Origin of the sequence: Halorubrum sp. BV1, from assembly GCF_000746205.1 — an archaeon.
In the GTDB taxonomy this organism is placed as follows: domain Archaea; phylum Halobacteriota; class Halobacteria; order Halobacteriales; family Haloferacaceae; genus Halorubrum.
On the sequence record NZ_JQKV01000001.1, the window covers coordinates 490,912 to 512,731 of the forward strand.

At 60.0% G+C, this 21,820-nt stretch carries 17 protein-coding genes; 8 read left to right on the plus strand and 9 right to left on the minus strand.

The features are described 5' to 3' along the window. Positions 1 to 94: 94 nt before the first annotated feature. Positions 95 to 1,366, minus strand: coding sequence for a KaiC domain-containing protein (locus EP28_RS02505; RefSeq protein ID WP_049982418.1), 1,272 nt, complete (start codon positions 1,364 to 1,366; stop codon positions 95 to 97). Positions 1,367 to 1,526: 160 nt separating this feature from the next. Between EP28_RS02505 and EP28_RS02510 the strand changes: the two genes are divergently transcribed. Both EP28_RS02510 and EP28_RS02515 read left to right on the plus strand, forming a co-directional pair. Next, on the plus strand, positions 1,527 to 2,351 hold the full coding sequence (locus tag EP28_RS02510; protein WP_049982419.1) for an NAD(+)/NADH kinase: 825 nt from the start codon (positions 1,527 to 1,529) through the stop codon (positions 2,349 to 2,351). A gap of 52 nt (positions 2,352 to 2,403) precedes the next feature. Then, positions 2,404 to 3,084, plus strand: coding sequence for a TVP38/TMEM64 family protein (locus tag EP28_RS02515; RefSeq protein WP_049982420.1), 681 nt, complete (start codon positions 2,404 to 2,406; stop codon positions 3,082 to 3,084). A gap of 318 nt (positions 3,085 to 3,402) precedes the next feature. Here EP28_RS02515 and EP28_RS02520 read toward each other — a convergent pair whose 3' ends face one another. The 4 genes from EP28_RS02520 to EP28_RS02530 all read right to left on the minus strand — a co-directional run bounded on the left by EP28_RS02520 (position 3,403) and on the right by EP28_RS02530 (position 5,685). Continuing rightward, the gene (locus tag EP28_RS02520) at positions 3,403 to 4,131 is read right to left on the minus strand and encodes a DUF4382 domain-containing protein (protein ID WP_049982421.1); all 729 of its coding nucleotides are present in this window, start codon (positions 4,129 to 4,131) and stop codon (positions 3,403 to 3,405) included. Position 4,132: 1 nt separating this feature from the next. Further along, complete coding sequence (locus EP28_RS02525; protein WP_049982422.1) at positions 4,133 to 4,435, minus strand: hypothetical protein; 303 nt, start codon at positions 4,433 to 4,435, stop codon at positions 4,133 to 4,135. 283 nt (positions 4,436 to 4,718) lie between these two features. Further along, positions 4,719 to 5,162, minus strand: coding sequence for a hypothetical protein (locus EP28_RS13595; RefSeq protein ID WP_196219587.1), 444 nt, complete (start codon positions 5,160 to 5,162; stop codon positions 4,719 to 4,721). A 4-nt stretch (positions 5,163 to 5,166) separates the two neighbouring features. Further along, positions 5,167 to 5,685, minus strand: coding sequence for a DUF7342 family protein (locus EP28_RS02530; protein WP_049982423.1), 519 nt, complete (start codon positions 5,683 to 5,685; stop codon positions 5,167 to 5,169). A gap of 401 nt (positions 5,686 to 6,086) precedes the next feature. On the opposite strand from EP28_RS02530, the gene EP28_RS02535 reads away from it, so the two are divergent. Further along, positions 6,087 to 7,100, plus strand: coding sequence for a tyrosine-type recombinase/integrase (locus EP28_RS02535; RefSeq protein WP_049982812.1), 1,014 nt, complete (start codon positions 6,087 to 6,089; stop codon positions 7,098 to 7,100). Positions 7,101 to 7,341: 241 nt separating this feature from the next. On the opposite strand, the gene EP28_RS14735 is transcribed toward EP28_RS02535, so the two are convergent. Then, a complete protein-coding gene (locus tag EP28_RS14735) occupies positions 7,342 to 7,776 on the minus strand; it encodes a toxin-antitoxin system TumE family protein (protein WP_049982424.1) in 435 nt (144 codons plus the stop codon). Further along, entirely contained in the window at positions 7,777 to 8,313 is a 537-nt protein-coding gene (locus tag EP28_RS14740) for a DUF7342 family protein (protein ID WP_049982425.1), read from the minus strand. An 830-nt stretch (positions 8,314 to 9,143) separates the two neighbouring features. On the opposite strand from EP28_RS14740, the gene EP28_RS02550 reads away from it, so the two are divergent. Both EP28_RS02550 and EP28_RS02555 read left to right on the plus strand, forming a co-directional pair. Beyond that, positions 9,144 to 11,729: a PD-(D/E)XK nuclease family protein gene (locus EP28_RS02550; protein WP_049982426.1), complete on the plus strand. Its 2,586-nt coding sequence runs from the start codon at positions 9,144 to 9,146 to the stop codon at positions 11,727 to 11,729. Then, positions 11,726 to 14,614, plus strand: coding sequence for a UvrD-helicase domain-containing protein (locus EP28_RS02555; protein WP_049982427.1), 2,889 nt, complete (start codon positions 11,726 to 11,728; stop codon positions 14,612 to 14,614). Before EP28_RS02550 ends, EP28_RS02555 begins: the two co-directional genes overlap by 4 nt. Positions 14,615 to 14,941: 327 nt before the next feature. Here EP28_RS02555 and EP28_RS02560 read toward each other — a convergent pair whose 3' ends face one another. Beyond that, positions 14,942 to 15,214, minus strand: a complete 273-nt coding sequence (locus EP28_RS02560) for a hypothetical protein (RefSeq protein WP_049982428.1) — start codon at positions 15,212 to 15,214, stop codon at positions 14,942 to 14,944. Between the two features lie 999 nt (positions 15,215 to 16,213). Between EP28_RS02560 and EP28_RS13975 the strand changes: the two genes are divergently transcribed. Further along, positions 16,214 to 16,474 carry a hypothetical protein gene (locus EP28_RS13975; protein WP_155118404.1) on the plus strand — a complete coding sequence of 87 codons (261 nt, stop codon included), beginning with the start codon at positions 16,214 to 16,216 and terminating at the stop codon, positions 16,472 to 16,474. 170 nt (positions 16,475 to 16,644) lie between these two features. Here EP28_RS13975 and EP28_RS13600 read toward each other — a convergent pair whose 3' ends face one another. Continuing rightward, entirely contained in the window at positions 16,645 to 18,084 is a 1,440-nt protein-coding gene (locus EP28_RS13600; RefSeq protein ID WP_080506026.1) for a pentapeptide repeat-containing protein, read from the minus strand. A 741-nt stretch (positions 18,085 to 18,825) separates the two neighbouring features. Between EP28_RS13600 and EP28_RS02565 the strand changes: the two genes are divergently transcribed. Both EP28_RS02565 and EP28_RS02570 read left to right on the plus strand, forming a co-directional pair. Next, entirely contained in the window at positions 18,826 to 20,058 is a 1,233-nt protein-coding gene (locus tag EP28_RS02565) for an AAA family ATPase (protein WP_049982429.1), read from the plus strand. Beyond that, on the plus strand, positions 20,058 to 21,818 hold the full coding sequence (locus EP28_RS02570) for a 5-methylcytosine restriction system specificity protein McrC (RefSeq protein ID WP_049982430.1): 1,761 nt from the start codon (positions 20,058 to 20,060) through the stop codon (positions 21,816 to 21,818). The genes EP28_RS02565 and EP28_RS02570 overlap by 1 nt, the downstream gene beginning before the upstream one ends. Positions 21,819 to 21,820 lie beyond the last annotated feature (2 nt).

Sequence of the window (21,820 nt, forward strand, 5' to 3'; positions counted from 1 at the left end):
GATTGGCGTCGACAGATACAGCGATTGGCGTCGGGGGACGCGTCAGTGGGTGTCGACGGACAACCGGCCGCGTCGCCGGCGATCTCTCCCCAATTCAGAAGATGTTCGCCTGGTCGTACACGGAGATGCCGGTGTCCGTGATGTCGTACGGCTTCGTCTCCCGGGAGTGGTTCGCGTCGCGGATCTTCTGGATCTCGACGGCGAGCCGGGTCTCGCGGAAGTCCGACCCTCGGACGTACTGCAACACGAACACCGCGTCGGTCAGGTACTCGACGATGCCGTGTCGGGAGGCGTACGGCGACGCGTCGCTGGCCTCGGAGGTGAGAAGCGTGGTCACGCCGGCCTCCTTCAGCGACCGGGTGAACCCGAACACCTCGGAGCGGCGCTTCGCCGGGTGATCGTACATCATCTCCAGAAGCGAGACGGAGTCGAGCACCAGCCGGTCGGCGTCGAACTCGGCGATGAGCCGTGTGAGGTCGTTCCGGATGGAGGCGAGCGAGTTCGCCATCTCGATGGGGTCGATGGCGACGACCGCGAGCCGGTTTCCGGCGGCGTGCTCCTCGAAGGACCATCCCTTTTCCGACGCCGTCGACAGGATCGACTCGCGGGTCTGTTCGAGCGTGATGTAGACGCCCTTGCCGCCGGATTCGAGCGCGTCGTTGAGAAACTGAAGCGCGAACGTCGTCTTGCCGGTACCTGCGCCCCCGATCACCGAGATCAGTGACCGAGCGGGGATCCCCCCGAGGATCATCTCGTCGAGCCCCTCGATCCCGACGTCAACGCGCGGGATCGCCGACTCGAACTCCTCGGGGTCGACGTCGAACTCCGCGGGATCGGCGGTGTCCGCCCCGACGGGTCCGGTCGTCTCGCCCGCGCCCCCGCCACCGAAGTTCGCGAATCCGAAGTCGTCGTCCGACGAGGGTGACGTCTCTCGGTATCCTCCGAACGGATCGGTGTCGTCGGCCGTCTCGCCTTCGAAGGGATCAGGATCGTCGGCGGTTTCACCGCCGAACGGATCGGTTTCGTCGGGCGGTTCGTCGTCGAACGTCGTGCCGTCGTCACCGGAGGCGTCCCCGGCGTCGGCTGCCGTCTCGGTGGGTTCGGCGTCTCCCTCGTCGTCTCCGGACGTCGCTCGGAATCCGCCGAACGGGTCGTCTTCGACCGGTCCGTCGCCCGCATCGGCTCCGTCGGGATCCGACCCCGCCGCGGCGTGGGGGTCGCCGCCGCCGTCGCTGTCGGACCGCTCCCCGGCATTGACTCGGTCGTCGTCAGCGGTGTCGCCGGGGGCGTCGGCGCGGTCGTCGCCGTCGGACTCCTCGTCGAGATCGCTGAGCGCGCGCTCGAACCAGTCGTCCTCCTCGGTCATCGTCCCAGTCGGCCGTGAGGGGTCGACATGTGACGGGCAACGAGGGCGCACGGCTTGAAGCTTTCCGGGAGCGCGGGTCACCCGACGGGTCGGCAGTGGAGAAGTCGCCACACCGGGCGATGTCCGCACCCTTTTGTTCGCCCGGTCGAATCGGTGGCGCATGGACGTAGGCATCGTGGCGCGAAAGGGGAGCGACCGAGCGGTCGCGGTCGCCGCCGATCTCAGAGACGCCGTCACCGCGGCCGGCGCGTCAGTCTGGGTCGACGCGGAGACCGCAGACGCCCTCGACGGAGCGGCCGACGGTCGCTCTGTCGAGGCGCTTGCAGACTGCGATCTCGCAGTCGCCGTCGGCGGGGACGGGACGTTCCTCTTCGCCGCGCGCAACGCCGGCGACACGCCGATCGTCGGGATCAACCTCGGTGAGGTGGGCTTTCTCAACGCGGTGTCACCCGAAAACGCTACGGAGGCGGTCTGCAACGAGGTCGAAGCGTTCGCGCGCGGTGAGATGGCCGTCCGCGAGGTGCCGCGGCTCGCCGCCCGGTCGGGCGCGTGGACGTCGGTGCCCGCGGCGAACGAGATCGTCATTCAAGGCGGCCGCCGCGGGCCGGGAGCCGGGATCGACTACGTGGTCCACGTCGACGGCTCGCGGTACACCGGCGGCCACGCGGACGGGGTCCTGATCGCGACGCCGACCGGCTCGACCGCGTACAACCTCTCCGAACGAGGGCCGCTCGTCCACCCGAGCGTGAGCGGGCTCGTCGTCACCGAGATGGTCGCCGAAGGCGGGATGCCGCCGCTCGTGACCGACATCGACTCGACTATCTCCGTGTCAATCGAGGGCGACGAGGCCGTCGTCGTCAGCGACGGCCGGAACGTGACCGAACTCGACGCGCCCGCCGAAGTAACCGTCCAGCGGACCACGCCGCCGATGCGGATCGCGGGACCGCCGTCGGACTTCTTCGAGGCGCTCGGGAAGCTCTCGTGAATCGGCCGGGCGACCCACAAAGCGTTTATCCTCCGAAGGGAGACCCCGTCTCGTGACTCGTCGGGCCGCCACCACGGGGTACGCCGCCGCAGCCGTCGCCGTCGCCGTCTCGGTCGCGATCACGTGGACCGCGTCGCCGGCGGCGGTTACCGGCCCGCTCACTCGCCTCGCGGATCGACCGGCGTTGTTCGGCGTCGCGCTGGTGGGCCTCGCCGCGGTTCGGCCGGCGATAGCGTGGCCGACGACGCTGCTCTCCGCCGCGGTCGGCTTCGGGTACGGATGGCCCGGCGTGCCGGTCGGCGTCGTGCTCGTGACGGCGACCGCGATACCCCCGTACGGACTCGCTCGGACCGGCCGGGCACGGTCCCCCGACGGCCGCGTGGGACGCGTGACCGCCCGCGTCTGTGACGCCGGCGAGCGACTCACCGCGGTCGCCGGGAGCGCGCGCACAGTGGCCGCGGCGCGGCTACTCCCCCTCCCCTCGGACGCCGTCTCGCTGGGTGCCGGCGTCGCGGGCGTGCCGCTCCGCCCGTTCCTCGTCGGCACCGCAGTCGGTGAACTGCCGTGGGTGCTCCTCGGCGTCGCCGTCGGCGTCTCGATCGACCGGCTGGCGGCCGGCGACCTCTCAGTCGTCGACCCGGCCGCACTCGTCGCGATGGCGAGCGCGGGAGTGCTGCTGCTCGCCGGGCCAGTGTACCGAACCGTCAGCGGAGAATCCGCTGCGACGGCGTGACCGTCGCACGCGTGAGGATACGCGCGCCAACGGCGCAATTCGTCGCGTAGGTGGGACGTTCGACCGCCCGAACGCAGTCGCCTGCGTCAGCCGGTCGAACCGAATCGTGTGCCTCTGCTCGGGGACCGACGCGAGCGTGCATTCCCCTGGTCCCCTACTCCCGGGACCGCTCCCAGCCCTAACCCCGAAGTCGCCGTCATGCGAGCCGTCGCCGGCCCGGAGTCGCGCGACTTCCACGGGGGACCGAGGGGCGTGCACGCCGATCGCGAAGCGCGGACGAGACGCGCGTCGGTGCGTCTCGCCCGCACCCTGTCGTCGTTACCCGTCGGCGGCGCTGCCGTCACCGCCGTCGCCATCGTCGCCGCCGTCGGTATCACCGTACGAGACCTCGATCCCGCTCGGGACGGGACGGAGCAGGTACGAGCCGGTTCCCCGGCGGACGGGGGCGAAGTCGGCAGTGAAGGTCGTTCGGGTGTTCTCGCGCACCTCGAACGCCTCGTTGAACGTGAGCGGGGCGTTCCCCGGGAGATCGACCGTCGCCTCGTCGCCGCCGGAAAGCGTCCCGTCGACGGCCGAGACGTCGAGCTGGAGGAACTGATAGCTGCCGACCGACAGCTCTCGCTCGTCGATGAGCTGCGTTTCGCCGTCCTGTAGCCGGACGAGGTCAGCCTCCTGTGGCTCGTCGAACTCGAGGTACTCGCGGCCGGCCGGCTCGGACTCGCCACCTCCGTCGTCCGACTGGGTTCCACCGTCGCTCGTCTGATTCCCGTCAGCGTCCGAGTCTGCCGCACCATCCGCGTCGTCGGTCTGATTGCCGTCGGCACCGCTTTCTGCGCCCTCGGGACCGAGCCAGATTCCCTCGATGGTGACGACGAGCGACTCGAAGTCGGCGATGTCCGCCGGCTGGTCTGTCACCCGAGTCGCCAGCGTCCCGGTCGCCGTGCCGATGCAACCGGCGAGGCCGGCGGTCGCGAGCGCAGCGGCACCGCTGGCCTGCAGATAGCGCCGTCGACCGAGCGTGTCGGCGGCGAGCGGCCGATCGGACACGCTAGGCACCCCCATCGTCTGGTGCGTCACCGGGATTCGCGTCACCCGCGATGTCGCTCACGGTGTCACCGAGACCCTCGACATCGCCGGAGAGGAAGTCGGTGACGCCGGAGAGGATCTCACCGACGAAGTCGGGAACCGGCTCTGGGAGGTCGCTCGGCGGGCCGGCGGCGGTCGCGTCCGCCCCGCCGCCCGGTGCGTCGGATGGTCCGGGCGCGGCGGAGACGGCACCGGCCGCCGCGCCGGCTCCGATCAGTGCGGTCGCGACGAGCGCGGCGAAAAGCGTCGTTCGAATAGCGTTCATGGGCACCTCCCGCTCGGGGCGCTACCACCTTCAATACCGCAAGCCGTTCGCCCGTTTTTCGCCCAATTAATCCGATTTAACCGTCGGAAACGCGGACGAATGCAGCGTTCGAGCGGATCCCGGTTCGCATCACGTCCGTGTCGCGAGGGGACTCACCGCAGGTCATCCCGATTTGCGGAGTGAATCGCACGACTCAGAGGGGCCGTTTTCGGAACCAATTGGTCGTGTCCGTTCTTCCGCTTGGGAGGGGATTTCTCCAGCTCAGCCACTTCGTTGGAACTGCTTAGCGGTCGGTGAGACGGGCTTCAAGCCGGTCGAGAATTTCCCAGAGCAACGGTACTGGCCGGAGACTATTGAAAGAGACCGCCTCGTACTCGTATTCATCGCCCGGTGAGAGACGTTCTTGATAGTGTGTCCGTCCAGCCACATGCGGATTCGGCTCGTGGTGCCACCCACAGTCGAAGCCTGAACTTTCGCTGTAATGAAAGGCGAACTCTGGGTCTGCGTCAGCAGCCTCGCCCGCGTACCAACGAAGGGTGAGTGTTGCCTCGTCTGCGTTGCTTCCGAGAATAGCAGGGTCAAGTGTCGCAACGACACGGATGAATTGGCCGGGCGGCTCCCCACCCGCATGTTGGACGGCAGGGTGTCGCTCAATCGTGCGTCTGAGTTCGAGGAGAATCGTGTGCGATGCCTGTCCGGGGTCGTAGCCGCCGTCGAACGCGAACATCCAGTCAGGCAGGTGCCGGGGTACTTCCAGCGTAGTCAGAGTAATGCTCGATAGCGTCCTCTACAAGTTGGAGACGATACGCGATGATGTCCCAGTCGTTCGCAGTCCGGCGCATCTCTCGTGTTGCCTCGGCAGTATCGGCATGTGCCGCCCGCTCGCGAAGGTCACTCGGTGAATCCGCGTCGTACTCGGTCTGCCACTCCTCGACCTGCTCTTGTAGGTCGCCACGCAGTTCGAGAAGGTCGTCGCGAGTCCGGTCGTCGAGGAGGTTGCGGAGAGCTTGCATTCGCGTGTAGAGCGGGTCTGGTTCATACCGGGTCGCGGTCCCTCCGGTAGCGGTTCGGAGAACGTTCATCTCGACGAGGCGCTGGAGATGGTCACGCGCAGTGTTTCCCGCGACGTGGGCCTGCTCTGCAATCCAGTCGGCCGGTTTGGGCTCGGAAACTGTAACGGCGACTGCGCGCACGCGGTCGAAGGCGCTCTGGTGCTCTTTCCAGAGTTCGGTCCCTGATTCATCTGTCATACGTAGCGGTTGGCGCTAGACTACAATAATTCTATTGGGAATACAAACTATTGAACAAGAACGATGGCGGAGGTGGCGAGCTGACCGCTAGAGAGGCTGAAACGTTCTCCAGAAAGTCAATTTCCAGTAGCTTTATTATGAACTGCGGTAATATTGACTCTAGTAAATCGCACGACGGAGGAGATGGGGATGACGTGGCATAATGAACTCTACTCCAATATCGGAGGAAGGTTTAAATACACCACGTCGCCGTCTGTTGACTCCTAGGTGTTATGCGGCAGGATGGGCGCTGCAGGCTCATAGGCCCTCAGACGCTCTTAGAATTCCTCTCGTTCGGTTTGACGAACGGAGAGAAATCGCGGCGTTCAGATCGACACGTTATGGGTTCGCGACTCACGACTATGAGTCTCGAGCCAATCGATCCGGAGACAGCACTCGAGCTGTACCTCACGGACAAGGAAGCCGAACTCGCTGAGAGTTCGATCCAGTCGCACAGGTACCGCCTCAAGCACTTCCTGCGTTGGTGCGAGATGGAGGACATCGATAACCTCAACAATCTCACCGGTCGCAAGATCCAGCAGTACCGCCTCTGGCGGCGCGACGACGGTGACCTCTCTGTCGCCAGCGAGAAGACTCAGATGGACACGTTGCGCGTGTTCATCCGCTGGGCCGAGTCAGTCGACGGCGTCGAGCAAGACCTCTCGACGAAGGTCCGTTCGCCGTCGATGACGCCCGAGCAGAACACCCGCGACGAGATGCTGGAAACAGAGGAAGCCAAAGCGGTTCTCTCGTACCTTGCTAAGTACGACTACGCGTCCCGCCAGCACGTCACCGTGGCGTTGATGTGGCATACAATGATGCGTGTCAGCAGCGTCAACGCGCTCGACGTCGATGATTACAACCCCAGCGAGCAGTATCTTGAGGTGCGTCACCGTCCCCAGACGGACACCCCGATCAAGAACAAGAAAGACGGTGAGCGCCTCGTGGCGCTCTCCGACGACATCTGCATGCTGCTCGACGACTGGATCGAAGAGAAGCGACCGAACGTTACTGACGACTTCGGCCGTGAACCGCTTGTTGCATCGAGACAGGGTCGTGCGCACAAGACTACGCTCAGGAAGTACGTCTACCAGGCGACCCGGCCGTGCTTCCGTGGAGCGGAATGTCCTGAAGATCGGGATTCAGAGATGTGTGAGGCTGCTGTCGACGACCAAGAGGCGTTCAATTGTCCCGCAAATGTCAATCCCCACGCCATCCGTCGCGGCAGCATCACGCACTCGCTCAACAGCGACCTCCCGGACAACGTGGTGAGTGACCGAGCGAACGTGAGCCCCGCGGTCATCGAACAGCACTACGATCGGCGCACCGAGAAAGAGAAGATGGAACAGCGGCGCGACTACTTGGACCGGCTCTGAGAACAGGCGTTTTCCCTAATTTTTCGATGACCTGTTGAGCCTCACTCTGGGAACTGCTGGCGAGAGGATGAAGAGGTGAGAAATGAGTCCGAGTCTAAGCAGAGGAGAGCCACACATCTCCCTATGAGTTTGCTCGCAGCACTGGCAATACGCTGATGGGGAGGTGTACGAGCGCAAGACAGTCCGTTGCCCGTTTAGATCCTAGCTCGGGCCGCTATTACCGACGCCTGCATCCCACGTGCTACGTCGACCAGAGTTCGTGGATCCGCACTTCGATTTCGTCGAGAACGAACGTGAGCATTTCTCGGTAGTCCGCTGGCCAGTCAGCGTTGTCGCCAAGCATCGGTGCATCCGGTGGCGGATGGTAGTGGTCTCGTGTGTTGTGAGGGTTCGGGTGACGATCCCAGCGGCATTCCCACTCGGAGTCTTGGTGGACCTCGCGGTAGTGAATCTTACAATCGTCGTTCGTGTACCAGCGCACGAGGAGAGTGGCTTCTTCGACGTCGGTTGGATAGTAGGTATTCGAGAGTTGTACTCGAAGTACGAGATGGCCTTCAGCGTCCGTGATCGTCGCGTCTGCAACTTGAGCTGTGGTTTCGAGACGCTCTCGAAGGTACTCGAGGATCTGGCGATCTATCGGTGCAGGGCTCCCCCCATCACCGGCTGGCGGAACCATCTAACTCGGTGCCTGCTCCCGGTCTCCTGTTCCCGCGTGTCGCTGACGAGCACGTTCGTAGAGCTGGCGCTCATGTCGTGCCGTCGCCCAGTCTCCGAGGTCACCGTACACGTCGTCGATTGTTTCATGTTCGTCGCTCTCCGCGGCAGCGACCGCATCAACGTCAGCCGGGCTATCGGCGTCGTACCGCTGTTCGTACTCGTGGATGCGGTTGGTGAGTTCTCGAACTCGCGCTTGTATCTCCTCACCTGAGTGGTCGGCTGCGAGGTCGTTGACGCGACGCCACTCGAAATACGAATCGTTCCGTTCGTAGGTCGTTGGGCGCCCCTCGTGCTGGGTGACGATGCCCAGCTGCGCGAACCACCGGAGATACTTCCGTGCGGTTTTCGGATCGCAATCGACGCGCTCAGCGATTCCGCTTGCCGCTGTCGGCTCACGTGTCTGGAGGATCGTCGCGTAAATTTGCTGCTCGACATCGGTTTCTCCGAACGGATCATCGAAACTGGGTGGCCCCCCTTCCCGCTCAGAGTTGCTCATACCAGAACCCAGGCTTTCTGGGGTTATATTTCTTACTTCAAGGAATTATTTCCTCTGAGCGGTGAGAACACAGCGACAGATCCTGTTTCATTGGCCGAGTTCTACATTCAACCATCTTCAGGGCTTGAGTGCCTCAAAACCCACTCAACCTAGACGATGAGCGCGTGAAGGTCTCATCAGTATGTGCGGACCAGGATCACAGAAACCGTACCGAGACCCCATACTGTTCAGGTAGCTTGTCAATATTCACTTGGACTACCAGGGGATGTTCTCGCGTGTTTGCATTCGCTACGGCTTCCAAGATTTCCTTCTGATCTCGTTCTAACTCTGCGTACTTTTCCTGACTTTACTTCAATGGGAAAGAACGCTGATTCGGTCATCAGCTTCCACTGATCCTGAACGTGACCCTCGGGTGATCTTGTAACCTCATTTTCACGGTGTGCAGGGATCCACTTCGCAGAGAACGCTCCATCTGTCCGAGTCGAAATATAACCACCATCTCCTGTTGACAAGTTCAGGTAGGTCGCGTGCTCGTTAGGGATGCGTATGGGCGTATTCTCGGCTACTTCGTACTCCTCTTCAACGAGCGTCTCAATGGCTTCCTCAACCGGGTGTGGTATCGTTCGACCATGAAGCACGAGCGTTTCTCCGATCGACCCTTTCTAGTTCGGAGTGACGTCAATGGTATCCATGTCAACGAAACACAGCACGAGACTCTATACTATTTTGGTGATCAGCGGTTCAGAGTATGCTCCTCAGAAAGACGGTCTACTGAACACGATATTCACACTCTATGAACCTTTATTAGTTGACAGCCGGCTCTTTCCGTCGTGTCATTTCTCCGGGCTAAACCGATTGACGACCTCTACGAGGAAGTCGCCGGGTACGACCTCGTTGTGGTCCCAGACGCGCCACTGGCCAGCGCGTTGAATCGCCGTATCGACAGGCCACATCTCGGCTCGTTCGCAATTACACCCCGCCGGCTGGCCGCGGGTCGCCGCGAAGAAGCCGAGGACCGCATCGCCTTTCTCGAACTCATTGAGCAGACTGATTTGGACTGGAAGCGCGGCGCCTACGCCATCGGCAACATCCTCCAGTGCTGGGAACACCACGGCCGTCTCGAGGCGATCCTCGACTACGACGCGTACGTCGACACCGCCACACGCCAAGCCGTCGAATACATCGCCGACCTCGAGACGACATCGCGGCGACTTACTGAGTATCGTATCGACGACGACCGGGACGTCGCCATAGTTGGGTACGACCAGCTGACCCAACTGGAGCGCTCGATCCTCCCAAACGACTACGATACGTACGATACGTTCGGGGAGCAGGAGTTCAACCATCCACGGTTCCACATCTTCGACTCCTCGACGGCGATCGTCGACACAGTCGTCGACGCGGTCACCGAGGAGAACGCCGGCGACGTCGCCGTCGTGCTTGATCAGGGGAGTGAATTCTCTGCACTCATCGAGTCTGCCTTCGAGGCCGACGACATCCCATTCTACGGTGGTCCCGGCTTTGTCGACGATCCCGACAACCGCACGTTCGTTCAGTTGCTTCGTGCGGGGCACGGCGGCACCGACACCCGCGTCGGCGAGATACGACCGCTCCTCGCTCGACTCGACGTCTCGCTGGATGTCGAACACGACGAGAAACGGCTGTACGAACTCGACGACCGCGAACTGGATTGGGTTGTCGACTTCTGTGACCACATCGAGAACCGGACGTTCGCCGAGGCGCTCGACAGATTCGAAGACAGGGCAGACTGCCGACTCGACGCGTTCCGCGACGAGCTGGAGACGCTCGGCATCGCCGACACACGCGCAACCGAGCGCGCCGTCGACCAGCTCGTGTTCTACCTCCAGAGCTACGAGGTCCCCGTCGACCGCGAGAACAAGGGGGTGTTGCTCGCCGACGCGAAGTCGGCCGCATACGTCGACCGCCCGGTCGTCTTCTATCTGGGTCTAGACGAGGACTGGACGCACTCTGCCCCACGGCGACCTTGGGTCGACCAGGACGCCCAGTACACGCGCAACATCCAGCAGTTCCAGCTCCTCCTCCAGAGCGGGGCGACGCAATACTACCTCGTGCAGGACGCGAAGGGCGGCTCGCCGGTGACGCCGTGCCTGTACTTCGAGGAACTGCTCGACGAGGAGTTCGAGCGCTTCAGCGACCTGCCTTCGGAGACGCACACGCGACGGTTCGATCGTCCCGGTGGCGGCTTCGAGAAGGAACCGGTCGACGCCACCACCAGCGAAGTCTCGACGATCAGCCAGTCGAGTCTCGGCACGTACGTCAACTCGCCCCGCGACCACTTCTTCAGCAGGCTCGTCGACGGCCCCGACAAGGACTACTTCAAGGAGGGAAATCTCTTCCACGACTTCGCCGAGTTCTACATTCACCACCCGAACTTCGTCGATGAGGACGTCATCGACGACGTTGTGGAGTACATTCTCGAAGAGACGCGACCATTCGTCCGGTCGGTCGACGAAACGACTCGACGGACGAAGTACCGAGCTGGCCTTGAAACCATCGTCGCGTTCTTCGAGGAGAACACGCCGGTCGACGGCGAGTTCCTCACCACCACGAGCGACTGGGGAAGAAACGTCTTCGCCGAGCGCTTCGACAGGCCTGTCGACTCACCCATCACTGAACGGTGGTTCGAGAACGATGACCTGGGTCTGAAAGGCAAGATCGACCTGATTCACTCGCCGTCGCGGCTGGTCGACCACAAGAGTGGCCGTCGCAAGAGAGCCTCCCAGGTCGTCAAGAATTCGTCGCTTGACCCGCCCAGCGATTCCCCGAACTTCCAGGCACTGCTGTATCTCACGCACTGGCGCTCGCAGTATCCCGACCAGCAACTGGAGTTCACGTTCTTCCACTTCCTCGAGACGCTCGACGACGTCGTCGCGGGCGAGGTCGACCTCGACGACACGCTGACGACGGTCTCGTACCACCCGATGCCGTTCGACGAGTACGCTCGCTCGAAGGCCTTCTTCGACGAGTTGATCGAGGACGGCGCGAACAACTGCCAGAAGACGCTCTCGCAGGTGGACTACGAGGACTACGCTGCGGTCTTCGACGAGACTCCTCTCCCGGAAACAACTGACAGCGACGAACTCATCACGTCGGCGTTCGGCGAGGAATTGACGGCACGAATGAAGAACTGCGTCGGCGACTACAAGTACGTCGAGTCGGGCTGCAAGCAGGCGATGCGCCAGTTAACGCGCGTCCGTGGGCAGGCCTTCTTCGAGGACGACCTCGACGCGTTCGAAGCGTTCGTCGACGAGCGGCTCGAGGAGTTGAATCGCCGGCGCGCTGGAGAGGAGCGCTTCCCGGTCGAAGGACTCGGCGGCGAACCAAACTACCGCTACGTGGACAACCGCGACCTACTCTTGGAGGGCGACCGATGACTGACCTCGAACCGAACGACCAGCAACAGGAACTCATCGACAGCACGGACGGTCTCCACCTCGTCGACGCCGGCGCCGGCACGGGCAAGACGTTCACAGTGACGCGCCGCTACGCCAACATCGTCTCCCAAGATGGCGTCGATCCGGAGGACGTTCTCTTGGTGACGTTCACGAACAACGCGGCCGCCGAGATGAAAGAGCGCATCGTCGGGCACTGCCACTACGGGATGCGCGAACTCGCGGACGCGCCGATCCAGACGTTCCACTCGCTGTGCCACGACGTCCTCGAAGAGCACGGTCACGCCGCGCCAACCTACCTCGGCATCGACGACCGCATCACCGGGTCAACGCGCATCATCGAGGACGAGCTCGTCGAGCAAGCGCTGTTCGGCGAATTCATCGATCGATTCAGCGACAACCATCCCGAGTACGACGACGTCTTCCGCGCGCTCTCGAACCCGGACGAACTGCTCGATCTCATCAATCAGCTCGCAGCGAAGGGTGTGTTCCCCAACGCCGAGGGCTGGTACAGGGACGGCGAGCAGCAGCTCGACGGCGACTTCGCAGCGTTCAAACGGCAATTCGACGACCTGAACGAACCGCGGAACGGCGGGAGCAAGCAGTCGCTGCTCCGGTCGAAACTCGGCCGGTACGACCGGAACAAGACCTACCTGCCTGATGCACCCGAGAAATCGGAAATTCGCGGGAGCGGCAAGCAGGTGCCCGACGACCTCGCACGGCGAGTCTTCGAGGAGGACCGGGAGGAACTGAAGCAGTTCGTCCACGACTTCTACCACGAGTACCTGCGGTTTGCGCTGCGGCGGAACTACCTGAACTTCGGGATGCTCCAGTTGTTCGCGTTCGTCCTCCTCTGTGAGAACCACGAGCTGCGCGACGACGTCGCGTTCGACTACGTGATGATCGACGAGTTCCAGGACTCCAGCGAGATCCAATTCAAACTTGCACTCCTACTCGCGGGCACGAACAACATCTGCGTCGTCGGAGACTGGAAACAGAGCATCTACAGCTTCCAATACGCCGACGTCGACAACATCGTCGAGTTCGAAGACCGCCTCGATCGGTTCGTTGACCAGCTGAACAGCGACCACGAACGCATCTCGTTCCCGACGAGCCCCGTCACCACCATCGAACTCGTCGAGAACTACCGCTCCACCCAGGAGATTCTCGACTTCTCGGAACACGGCCTACGAGTCCCTGCGGCGAATCGCGACGATGTCGACGTTGAGGCGGTCGACGACCGGATCGTCTCGCTGGAGTCGAACGCGGACCACGAGAACACCACTATCGAGGCTGTCCAGAGCGACGAGGAGCAGGAGGCGGTGCTGGCAAAGATCCAGGAGATCGTCGACAACGAGGACTACCGCGTCGAGGACGAGGACGGTGGTCCCCGTGCGCCGCAGTACGGTGACATTGCGGTGCTGACGCGCACTCGTGACTTCGGTCGCGAGTTGCTCGGGACTGCCGAGGAGTATGGCCTTCCGATGGCGTACGAGGGTGGTATCGAGCTCTTCCGAACTGACCAGGCGAAGCTCTTGCTCGCCTGGCTGCGCATTCTCGAAGACGACATCGACCGCGGTTGGGCAGTCGTACTCGAGCGAGCGGGTTATACGCTCGACGAGATCGACACGATCCTCGAGCGCGAGGTGTACCCCGAGAACGTGGCGGCGTTCCGCGAGGAACTGCGGTCGATGGAGACGCTCGGCGGCGTCGCACGGCGCGTGTTCGCCCGCTATGGCTACAACGGACCGACCGCCGACGTTGTCCTCCACACGCTCCAGTCCGTCCACAACGCTACCACACAGACGCGTGGCGACCTCATCCGGTTCATCGAACGTGCGATCGAGGCTGGGAGTACCCATGAGGTGCACGCCGGCGCCGGCACGAACTCAGTGACTGTCCAGACGATTCACGCCACGAAGGGTCTCGAGTACCCCATAGTCATCCTCGCGAACATGAACAGCGGACGCTTCCCGCCAGGCGGCGGTGGTGGTGGAGTCATTCGCTACGACGATCCTGTCGGCTTGCGTCAGCGCAAAGTATACTCTGAGGAAGCGCACGGGATGCCACACGTCTTCGACAACTGGCAGGCCGACGTCCTCCAGAAGTGTTTACCCCGTGATTACGATGAAGAACGCCGTCTCCTCTACGTCGCCATCACGCGGGCAGAGAGTCACGTTGTCCTCACCGCTGGCGAGGACCCCAACACCTTCATCGAAGAACTCCCGGTCGAGGTAGAGACAGTCTCCCCCGACGTCGCAGAGACCACGCAAGAGGGCTCGGAACAGACTGCGCTCCAAGTCGAGATGTCGGTCCCAGAGGGCCCACGAGGACACACTCCGCACACACTCATGCGCGACGAGGTGTTCGAGGACGTCGAGGGTGGCCGAGGAACCGACTTCGGCACGAAGGTACACGACTTCGCCGAGGCTTATGCACTCGGTGAGAACGTCGAACCACGAGACGTCGACGAAACGAACGTCGCGCGGTTCATCGACAGTCTCGATGGTGAATTGTTGGTCGAAGAAGACGCGCACCTTCCGCTCACAGTTGACGGCGAGCGCGTGACTATTTCCGGCGTTGTCGACCTCGTTCACCTGACGCCGAACCGCGTCGAGATTGTCGACTACAAGACTGACCGCGGCCGGCACGGTGAAGCGGAGTACCGCAAGCAACTGAGCGTTTACTACCACGTTGCTAGCGAGGTTTACCCAGACCGTGAAATCGCAGCCAGCATCCTGTACACGGAGACAGGGAACCGTCAGGACATCGACCCTCTCTCGCTCAATGATATTCGCGATCTAGTATCAGAAACCAGAAAGTCATCGATACATGCCTTCGACCAAGGAAGTAACCGAAAACGCTAGGTCAGAAGCCGACCGTTTCAGATGGCGCTGTTCGAGATATTGGTCGTGACGTCCCATCGGTTCCGGTGTTTTCGTGTTAGGCACGCCCCTTCGGTTCCGATGTAAATCGGAATTTCAGGCCGTCTGCTGCCCAGTATCGGTGATCTATCTAAGAGGGTCGTCTCGGTGTCCTTGATTTTCGGCATTGCACATACCTCGACAATATTGGCCAGCAGCAATAGAACGTCCCACAACTTGTGGTAATATGGTGATTTCATTTCAAAGATAGAGTCATCATTTCGCGACGGTTGCTCTCTTCGAACACTTCGACGGCGGTGTGTCCGCAACCTACGCCTCTAGGAACAGCACGTCGCGAAGGTCGAACATCGGCGCAATGTCGTCGACCGCGTACTCGCTGAGCACGCGCTCGAGCTCGTCGGCGTCCGCGTCAACAAGGCCCTCCCGTGCGGCGAGGTACATCTCGCTAAGCTCGGGCACGCGCTTATTCGTCACGACCACGCAGTCCGGGCATGTCGTCTCGGGCGGTCGCTCGCCGACGGGCTCCTCGCACGCGTCCTCGAGACTCTGGCGATGACCGTGAGCGGCGACGATGTCGTTCATTAAATCGTGGTGGTCAGCGCTGTCGAACACGCGATGCACGTCCCTGGAAAGGTCGGTCGCACCGAGATTGTCGGCAAAGATCGACGCGCGCCCCGGATGTGCCTTATGTCGAACTGCACGCCGTTGTACGTCACGATCGTGTCGACGTGGCGGTCGTCGACACATGACAGAAGCTCGGATAGAAGACGATCCACGCCTCTCCGAACGACATCTCTGTGCTTCTGAGCAACAGGGCCGGTTCCCTCCGTTAGCGGCGTCATCTCTTCTCGCTCTGGAGACGTTTCTTCAACGAATTCCTCCAACCGTTCGTGATCTCGCCTGGGTGCATATGAGCAGGTGCCCACTCAAGTCGGGTCTACAACAGGGGAGAACCCCACCCCTAGTTTGGAGTGAGCTACAACGGGCGAGAACCCCACCCCTAGTTTGGAGTGAGCTACAACGGGCGAGAACCCCACCCCTAGTTTGGAGTGAGCTACAACGGGCGAGAACCCCACCCCTAGTTTGGAGTGAGCTACAACGGGCGAGAACCCCACCCCTAGTTTGGAGTGAGCTACAACAGGCGAGAACCCCACCCCTAGTTTGGTAGCATAGTTTCCAAGCAGAGCATACCCTGGCGGTATATAAATAACGGAGCCGTTGGTTCCTTCCAAAGTTATAGTCCACTGGGGTGGCTCCAATCTTGCGATTAACGACGGAACCGATGGGGTGTGTCTCGGTAAGTATCTGACTGTGGATTAAGAACGACGGAACCGATGGGGTGTGTCTGAGTGAGCATCCGGATAATAACCGGGAATGACGGAACCGATGGTTCCTTCAAAATTTATAGTCCATCGGGGTAGCTCCCATCTGCGATTAACGACCGAACCGATGGGGTCTCCCCGGTTGAATTAGACGGGACATCTGACCGGTATCTCAGTTCAATTGTCTATGGCGGACAATTGAATTACAGTCTCTGGAGAGAACCCCCTATTTATCCGCTCTGCCACAGTTGTATCCGTTATGAGCGATCCCGATGAATCGTTGCAGGAACGAACGCGACGCGTGCAACTAATCCTGGCAGCTATAGCAGAGAACCCTGCTCTCAATGAATCTCTGCGCGAGCCGACAGAAGAGACTGTAGAGAGGCTCAATGACGCATTAGTTGAGGGGGTTGAGGAGCCACCTGCCCCAAATAAATTATTTGATGAGGAGCCAATCGATCCCCCGGAGACGGATGGGCCTCGACCACTTGACGAGCTCTTTGCCGATGACTCCAACTAATGGTAAATCAAGTCATTATTTAATTTCAAAATACACTTGACAGACTTTGTCAGTAGTCCTCAGTAAGGGACAGGAACCGCTTACTGAACACGGAGGTTGGATACACCAAAATATCAAAACTTTTATGTTGGAATTATGTTATTATCCAAACACAACAATCTCTTCCACAGTCACTCATTCTCTTCGCCGGTCTGTGCAGCAATATCAAGACCAAACAGTCCGAGGAGCAACTTGCCTAACAACGATTCAAGCGCTGTAATTGCTTGTGCTACATCTGTCGCTGGTTGCGCTCCGGGCCCCACGAACGGCAAGAAGGTGCGAATACTGTATAGCAGGCCTGTACGAAGAGTTCGAACGATCGCATTCACCTCAGTTATTGAAGCTGGATATGTGACCGTTGTCCCCGATGCCACAATCCCAAGTATCGGGTAGACCAACGCGAACAGCAATATGGCCAAAAGTGAAACGGCTAGTGCTCTGAACGGATTGCGGCCATAACGGACTGCGAGGTTTTGTAACCTCAGTATCAGATACTCTCCCCACCTGCGTTCCTTCCAAGCAAGACGTTGTTCAAGACGACGTCGTCGCACCGCGTAATCTGTTGTACGATCATCAAGGAGGTTCTCCGAGTGAACACGCTCTAATCGTCGATAAACGTTGATAGCCTCAAGAAAACCTGCTTGTTGATTGGTATTATCTTCTCTGGCCGGATCACCAGGGACGTATGAATCAAACTCTGTGCCACTATTTAATCGTGCGCCAGCAAACCGCGTTCCACCAAGCCGCGATTCTCCGAAGTCAGCGTTGAATAGGTCTGCACCCCCGAGGTCAGCACGGTCAAGAAACGCGTTTCGAATATCGGCGTCCATTAGATCAACGTCTTGCAGGCTTGACCTCTGGAGGAACGCCTCTCTGACATCTGCATTGTTGAGTCGTGCATTATCAAGTCGTACTTCCTCCATCGAAGCCATAGAGATGTCGGCGTTGCTGAGGATTCCTTCTCTGAGATCTGCGTGTTGGAGATTTGTCATAGATAGTGTTGCTTTTTGTAAATTGGCATTCCGTAAGTCTGCTTGCTCAAGAATCGTCTCATCTAAATTCACGTCTCGAAGATCCGTATTCTGAAGACTTGCGTTCTTGAGGTTTGTTCTGGTCAGCGTTGCTTCCCGTAAATCTGCGTTCGAGAAGTCCGCTTGCACAAATTGTGTTTCCTGAAGATTTGCTTCTCGTAAGTCTGCGCGCCGAAAACTTGAATCACTCAAATTGCAGTGTCGGAGGTCTGCCTGCCGAAGGTCGGCCCGTCCAAAGTCACAGGTAGTAAATCGTGCGGCCGTGAGGTCAGCGTTCTGTAGACGTCCACGGCGAAAATCGGCATCAACGAATTCAACATCTGGGAAGGTGAATTCAGTAAGATCAACACCGGAAATGTCTGCCTCGTACACCGTTTGCTGCTTGCTGGCCGCTTCCTGCATAGCTGGAATAACCGTGTCGCGGGTTCGATGGAGTTCTTCCGTCGTGTGAAACGTACATCGTCCATCTTCAAGCGAGGAGAGACCACATTGGTGCGAAGTGTCGTTTCTATATACAGTATGCAGACAACCGTCTGTCATGATCTATCGTGTGCTGGAGCTATAGAATGATAAAATTGTCCAGTCTCAGTCTCTGTCACCAGTTCTGGTTGTCAGGTGTCATGTTTTGAGTTGTGATACCGATAGCTATCACAGGCAGCCACAAGATGCGCCCAGTTCATTCAGCACGATCGCTGCACCCAATCACTCAGTAAAGGTTGTAATAAGACCACTCAAACGAAATTCTGCAAATCGCGCGTTAGAATGCATCTACAACGAGGTTACGACGGAACCTATGGGGTGTGGGTGGGGTGTTTCAAGAGAAATTTGAGCGAAATTCTGCAAACCTCACGCCTCAATGCTTCTACAGCGAGGTTACGACGGAACCTATGGGGTGTGGGTGAGGTGTTTCAAGAGAAATTTGAGCGAAATTCTGCAAACCTCACGCCTCAATGCTTCTACAGCGAGGTTACGACGGAATCTATGGGGTGTGGGTAGGGTGATTCAAGAGTGATTTGAGTGAATACCTGTAAACGACAAGTTCCAGTGCTTCTACGGCATGGTTACGACGGAACCTGTGGGGGGTCTATCGATAGATTTGGTTCGATCTATGATAGGAAGCTGAGTTCACTTGTCTACGACGGACAATTGAATTACAGTCGAATCCCAATTGGAACCCTCGTTGGTCAAATAATTTAGTATCTTTTGGAGGACCCCATCTCTTGTTAGGTAGAACAATCGTCCCAAGTAGACTTTTAATGTCATAACTGCTTGTGGAGTATAATGAGCGATTCCTCGGATGATGATTATACTCTTGAGCAGGCCAAAGAGGACATTGACATCCTCCGACGGGTTGAGGACGAAACCGTCGAAGCGATTGAGAACGCCGAAGAGGAAGCAGTCATCGAATTCTTGATCGAGGACGAAGGATTGGACATCACCCACGATGGCGAACGTGGGCTGGGGAAAGTTCGTCGTGCCGTCCTCGGGTCGACCGTTGCATCGGACGAACTCAAGCGACTTGTGAGCCTTCGTGGTGATGAGACACCAGAAGACGTTCTCGTGCCTCGAGACGTCAAACGAAACGCCCAGGTTGCGCTCGAAGCCGGGAAACCGGTTGTTCTGTATGGCCCGACCGGAACCGGAAAGACAACGTTCGCAAAACAACTTGCGCGTGAGACGTGCGTCGGCTACACGCTCAATACCGCCACTCCCTCCTGGACGCCTTCAGACATCATCGGCGGAATCAGCCCTGACTATTCTGGTGAGTCGCTGAGCTACCGCACGAAGCTCGGCTGTGTGTCCGAGGCCGTCCAACGTGCCCGTCGGTTCGACGTTGAGTATGGGGTCATCCTGGACGAAATCACACGGGCAGACATCTCGAAGATTTTCGGCCCGCTTTACACAGCCATCGAGAATCCCCACCAGACTATCTTTGAGACCGACGAAGGCGAGACGATCGAGCTCGACGAGCGCGTAAACATCATCTGTACGATGAACATGTCCGACCGAACGGTCAACGAGCTCGACAACGCCATCACGCGTCGGTTCGCGATGATTGAGCTCGATGAGTACGAGGAGGACAAGCGCCGTCAACTCTTCAAAGACTGGCTCAACACCCACGTCAGCGGCCACACCGACCTTGACGAAAGCGAACTCCTTCGACTCTTCGAGCGCGACTACCAGGGGATCAACCACGGCAACGAGTCCACGTCACAGGGGTCGATTATGCGGTTCGGGCCGATGCACTACCGTGACGTCGCGATCTTCCTTGGCGTCGGCTGTCGAGAGGGCGGTGCGTACGAACACGATCAGACGAACGCCGTCGGCCAAGCGTTCCAGACCTACATTGTGCCCCGACTGCTCAACTCGGCGGCGTTCCCGCAGGTCGAACGTATCGCAGAGCACTATCGCGCCCTGAACGGTGAGTTCGAAGAATTCGACCTCGCCCCCGCTGCCGAACTGGCGGAACGGGAACTCGAACAGGAACGCCGCCAGATGGGATCCTACGAGTAATGAGCACCGTCGACGAAGTGTACGAGTTCGGGCAGGACACCTTCAACGTCCCCGAGCGGGGGGAGATTCGCATAGAGGGGTGTCCGTCCAGCATCACCGACCAACTTCGTCGTGCGTCGTTCACCCAGGAGAGTCCGGGCGTCTTCACCAAGAGCCAGGAAGCCCTCGACTCCGACCAGGAGTACGAAGTCGTTACCGTCACCGTCGACGGGGAGCACGACGAGACCCTCCACGTCGAAGCGACCGACATCATCGGTGTCGTGAGCCTCACGCCGTCGTCGAAGATACTGGTCGATCCGAAGATTGAGTGGGAGCACATCTTCGACATGCTGCTAGCCGTCTACGACCAGAATCGGTCGATCGAGTACCACGGCATCCCACTTCAGGACTTCCTGTCCGACGACATCGACCTTGACGACGTGTTCGTGGTGCTGGCGATCAATTACCTCGACGGTCTGGAAACCATCGAACGCCACGGCTTCATCCGCGACCTCATCATTCGCCGGGTGGACAGCCTGGACGGCCGCGGGGAGATTGACGTCGAGCAGACGCTCCTGAACCACGCACGCGGGAACCTCGAGCCTCACTGGATCCGTAACGAGATCGAGCACAACAACGCCGCGAACTCACTGCTACACTACGCTGGGAAGACGCTCCTGCGCCTCTTCCAGCAAAAGTCAGCAGAGAACGACCACCCGGCTTACGACCGTATCTTCTCAGAGGTGCACCGGGAGGTCGAGCGACTGGAGAGCATGGGCGTCGACAGCAGCCTGGACCGGATGGACGAGTACCGTCGCATCACTCTTGACGACCTACCCAAGCAACGGCGGTACTACCAGAAGGCGTTCGATGTCGCGAAGGCGGTCATGTCCTCGTCGCTCGGTCAGCAGCTACGCCAAGGGCCACGCGAGCTGGTGGTGGACTACGTCCTCAACATGGAGTCGCTGTTCGAGCAATACTCACAGGTGGTCATCGAACGCGAGCTCAACTACATCAAATCCTACGATCACCTTGGCGAGCTCGACGACATGACACCTGTGCGTTCCCCGTCGGTCAATCCCTTCGAGGGGGAAAACGAGGTCTACCACCAGCCAGACCACGCGCTCCAAGAAGGAGAAGAAACCATCGCGATTCTCGACTCGAAATACTACGCCGAAGGGCACGACCCAGTCAAGGAGTCGCCGTCCCGATCCCGGCTGTTCAGTTACGCCTACCTGCTCCACGCCGACCGACTGGGCTTCCTCTGTCCCCTGCTGACGCCGCGGCGTCGCCGTGTCGTCCAGACCGGGGCAGAGCTTCAAATCGTCTCACCAGAGGACGGGTTCACGCTCGACAGCTACGACGAAGTCGTCCACGAGTACCTGCACGACGTGCTCGTCGACGACTATCCAGAACTCGAGGCCTTCCGTGCAGTCGCCGAGAACCAACTCTGCCTGGACGCCGCCGACGAAGGCGACCTCAGTGAGGCGAAGGCTATGAGTGGCCCATTCGCGTTCAAGGATTCGCGGGACTTCTCGCTCCGGGTCGTTAAGGCCGCTGCTGACGAGCACTCGTGGAACGTTCGGAACCGGTACGACCTCGAACAGGACGGTGAATGGACGCGCGAACAGATCGAAACGCGGTGTGACCGGCGATACGAGCACACCACCACCTGTGTTCCTGTGTTTTGCCGAGACCACGGCCAGGAGTGGATCGACCTGTACTTCCTTCAGAACGGCACTGACGAGGTCGACAAAGAAGGTCCGTTGAAGCTGATCTAGGA

What these genes read in the sequence shown, in the direction of transcription:
- EP28_RS02505 (WP_049982418.1), bottom strand. Translation starts at nt 1,366, where the DNA reads ATGACCGAGGAGGACGACTGGTTCGAGCGCGCGCTCAGCGATCTCGAC.
- EP28_RS02510 (WP_049982419.1), top strand. Translation starts at nt 1,527, where the DNA reads ATGGACGTAGGCATCGTGGCGCGAAAGGGGAGCGACCGAGCGGTCGCG.
- EP28_RS02525 (WP_049982422.1), bottom strand. Translation starts at nt 4,435, where the DNA reads ATGAACGCTATTCGAACGACGCTTTTCGCCGCGCTCGTCGCGACCGCA.
- EP28_RS13595 (WP_196219587.1), bottom strand. Translation starts at nt 5,162, where the DNA reads ATGTTCGCGTTCGACGGCGGCTACGACCCCGGACAGGCATCGCACACG.
- EP28_RS02530 (WP_049982423.1), bottom strand. Translation starts at nt 5,685, where the DNA reads ATGACAGATGAATCAGGGACCGAACTCTGGAAAGAGCACCAGAGCGCC.
- EP28_RS02535 (WP_049982812.1), top strand. Translation starts at nt 6,087, where the DNA reads ATGAGTCTCGAGCCAATCGATCCGGAGACAGCACTCGAGCTGTACCTC.
- EP28_RS14735 (WP_049982424.1), bottom strand. Translation starts at nt 7,776, where the DNA reads ATGGTTCCGCCAGCCGGTGATGGGGGGAGCCCTGCACCGATAGATCGC.
- EP28_RS14740 (WP_049982425.1), bottom strand. Translation starts at nt 8,313, where the DNA reads ATGAGCAACTCTGAGCGGGAAGGGGGGCCACCCAGTTTCGATGATCCG.
- EP28_RS02555 (WP_049982427.1), top strand. Translation starts at nt 11,726, where the DNA reads ATGACTGACCTCGAACCGAACGACCAGCAACAGGAACTCATCGACAGC.
- EP28_RS02560 (WP_049982428.1), bottom strand. Translation starts at nt 15,214, where the DNA reads ATGAACGACATCGTCGCCGCTCACGGTCATCGCCAGAGTCTCGAGGAC.
- EP28_RS13975 (WP_155118404.1), top strand. Translation starts at nt 16,214, where the DNA reads ATGAGCGATCCCGATGAATCGTTGCAGGAACGAACGCGACGCGTGCAA.
- EP28_RS13600 (WP_080506026.1), bottom strand. Translation starts at nt 18,084, where the DNA reads ATGACAGACGGTTGTCTGCATACTGTATATAGAAACGACACTTCGCAC.
- EP28_RS02565 (WP_049982429.1), top strand. Translation starts at nt 18,826, where the DNA reads ATGAGCGATTCCTCGGATGATGATTATACTCTTGAGCAGGCCAAAGAG.
- EP28_RS02570 (WP_049982430.1), top strand. Translation starts at nt 20,058, where the DNA reads ATGAGCACCGTCGACGAAGTGTACGAGTTCGGGCAGGACACCTTCAAC.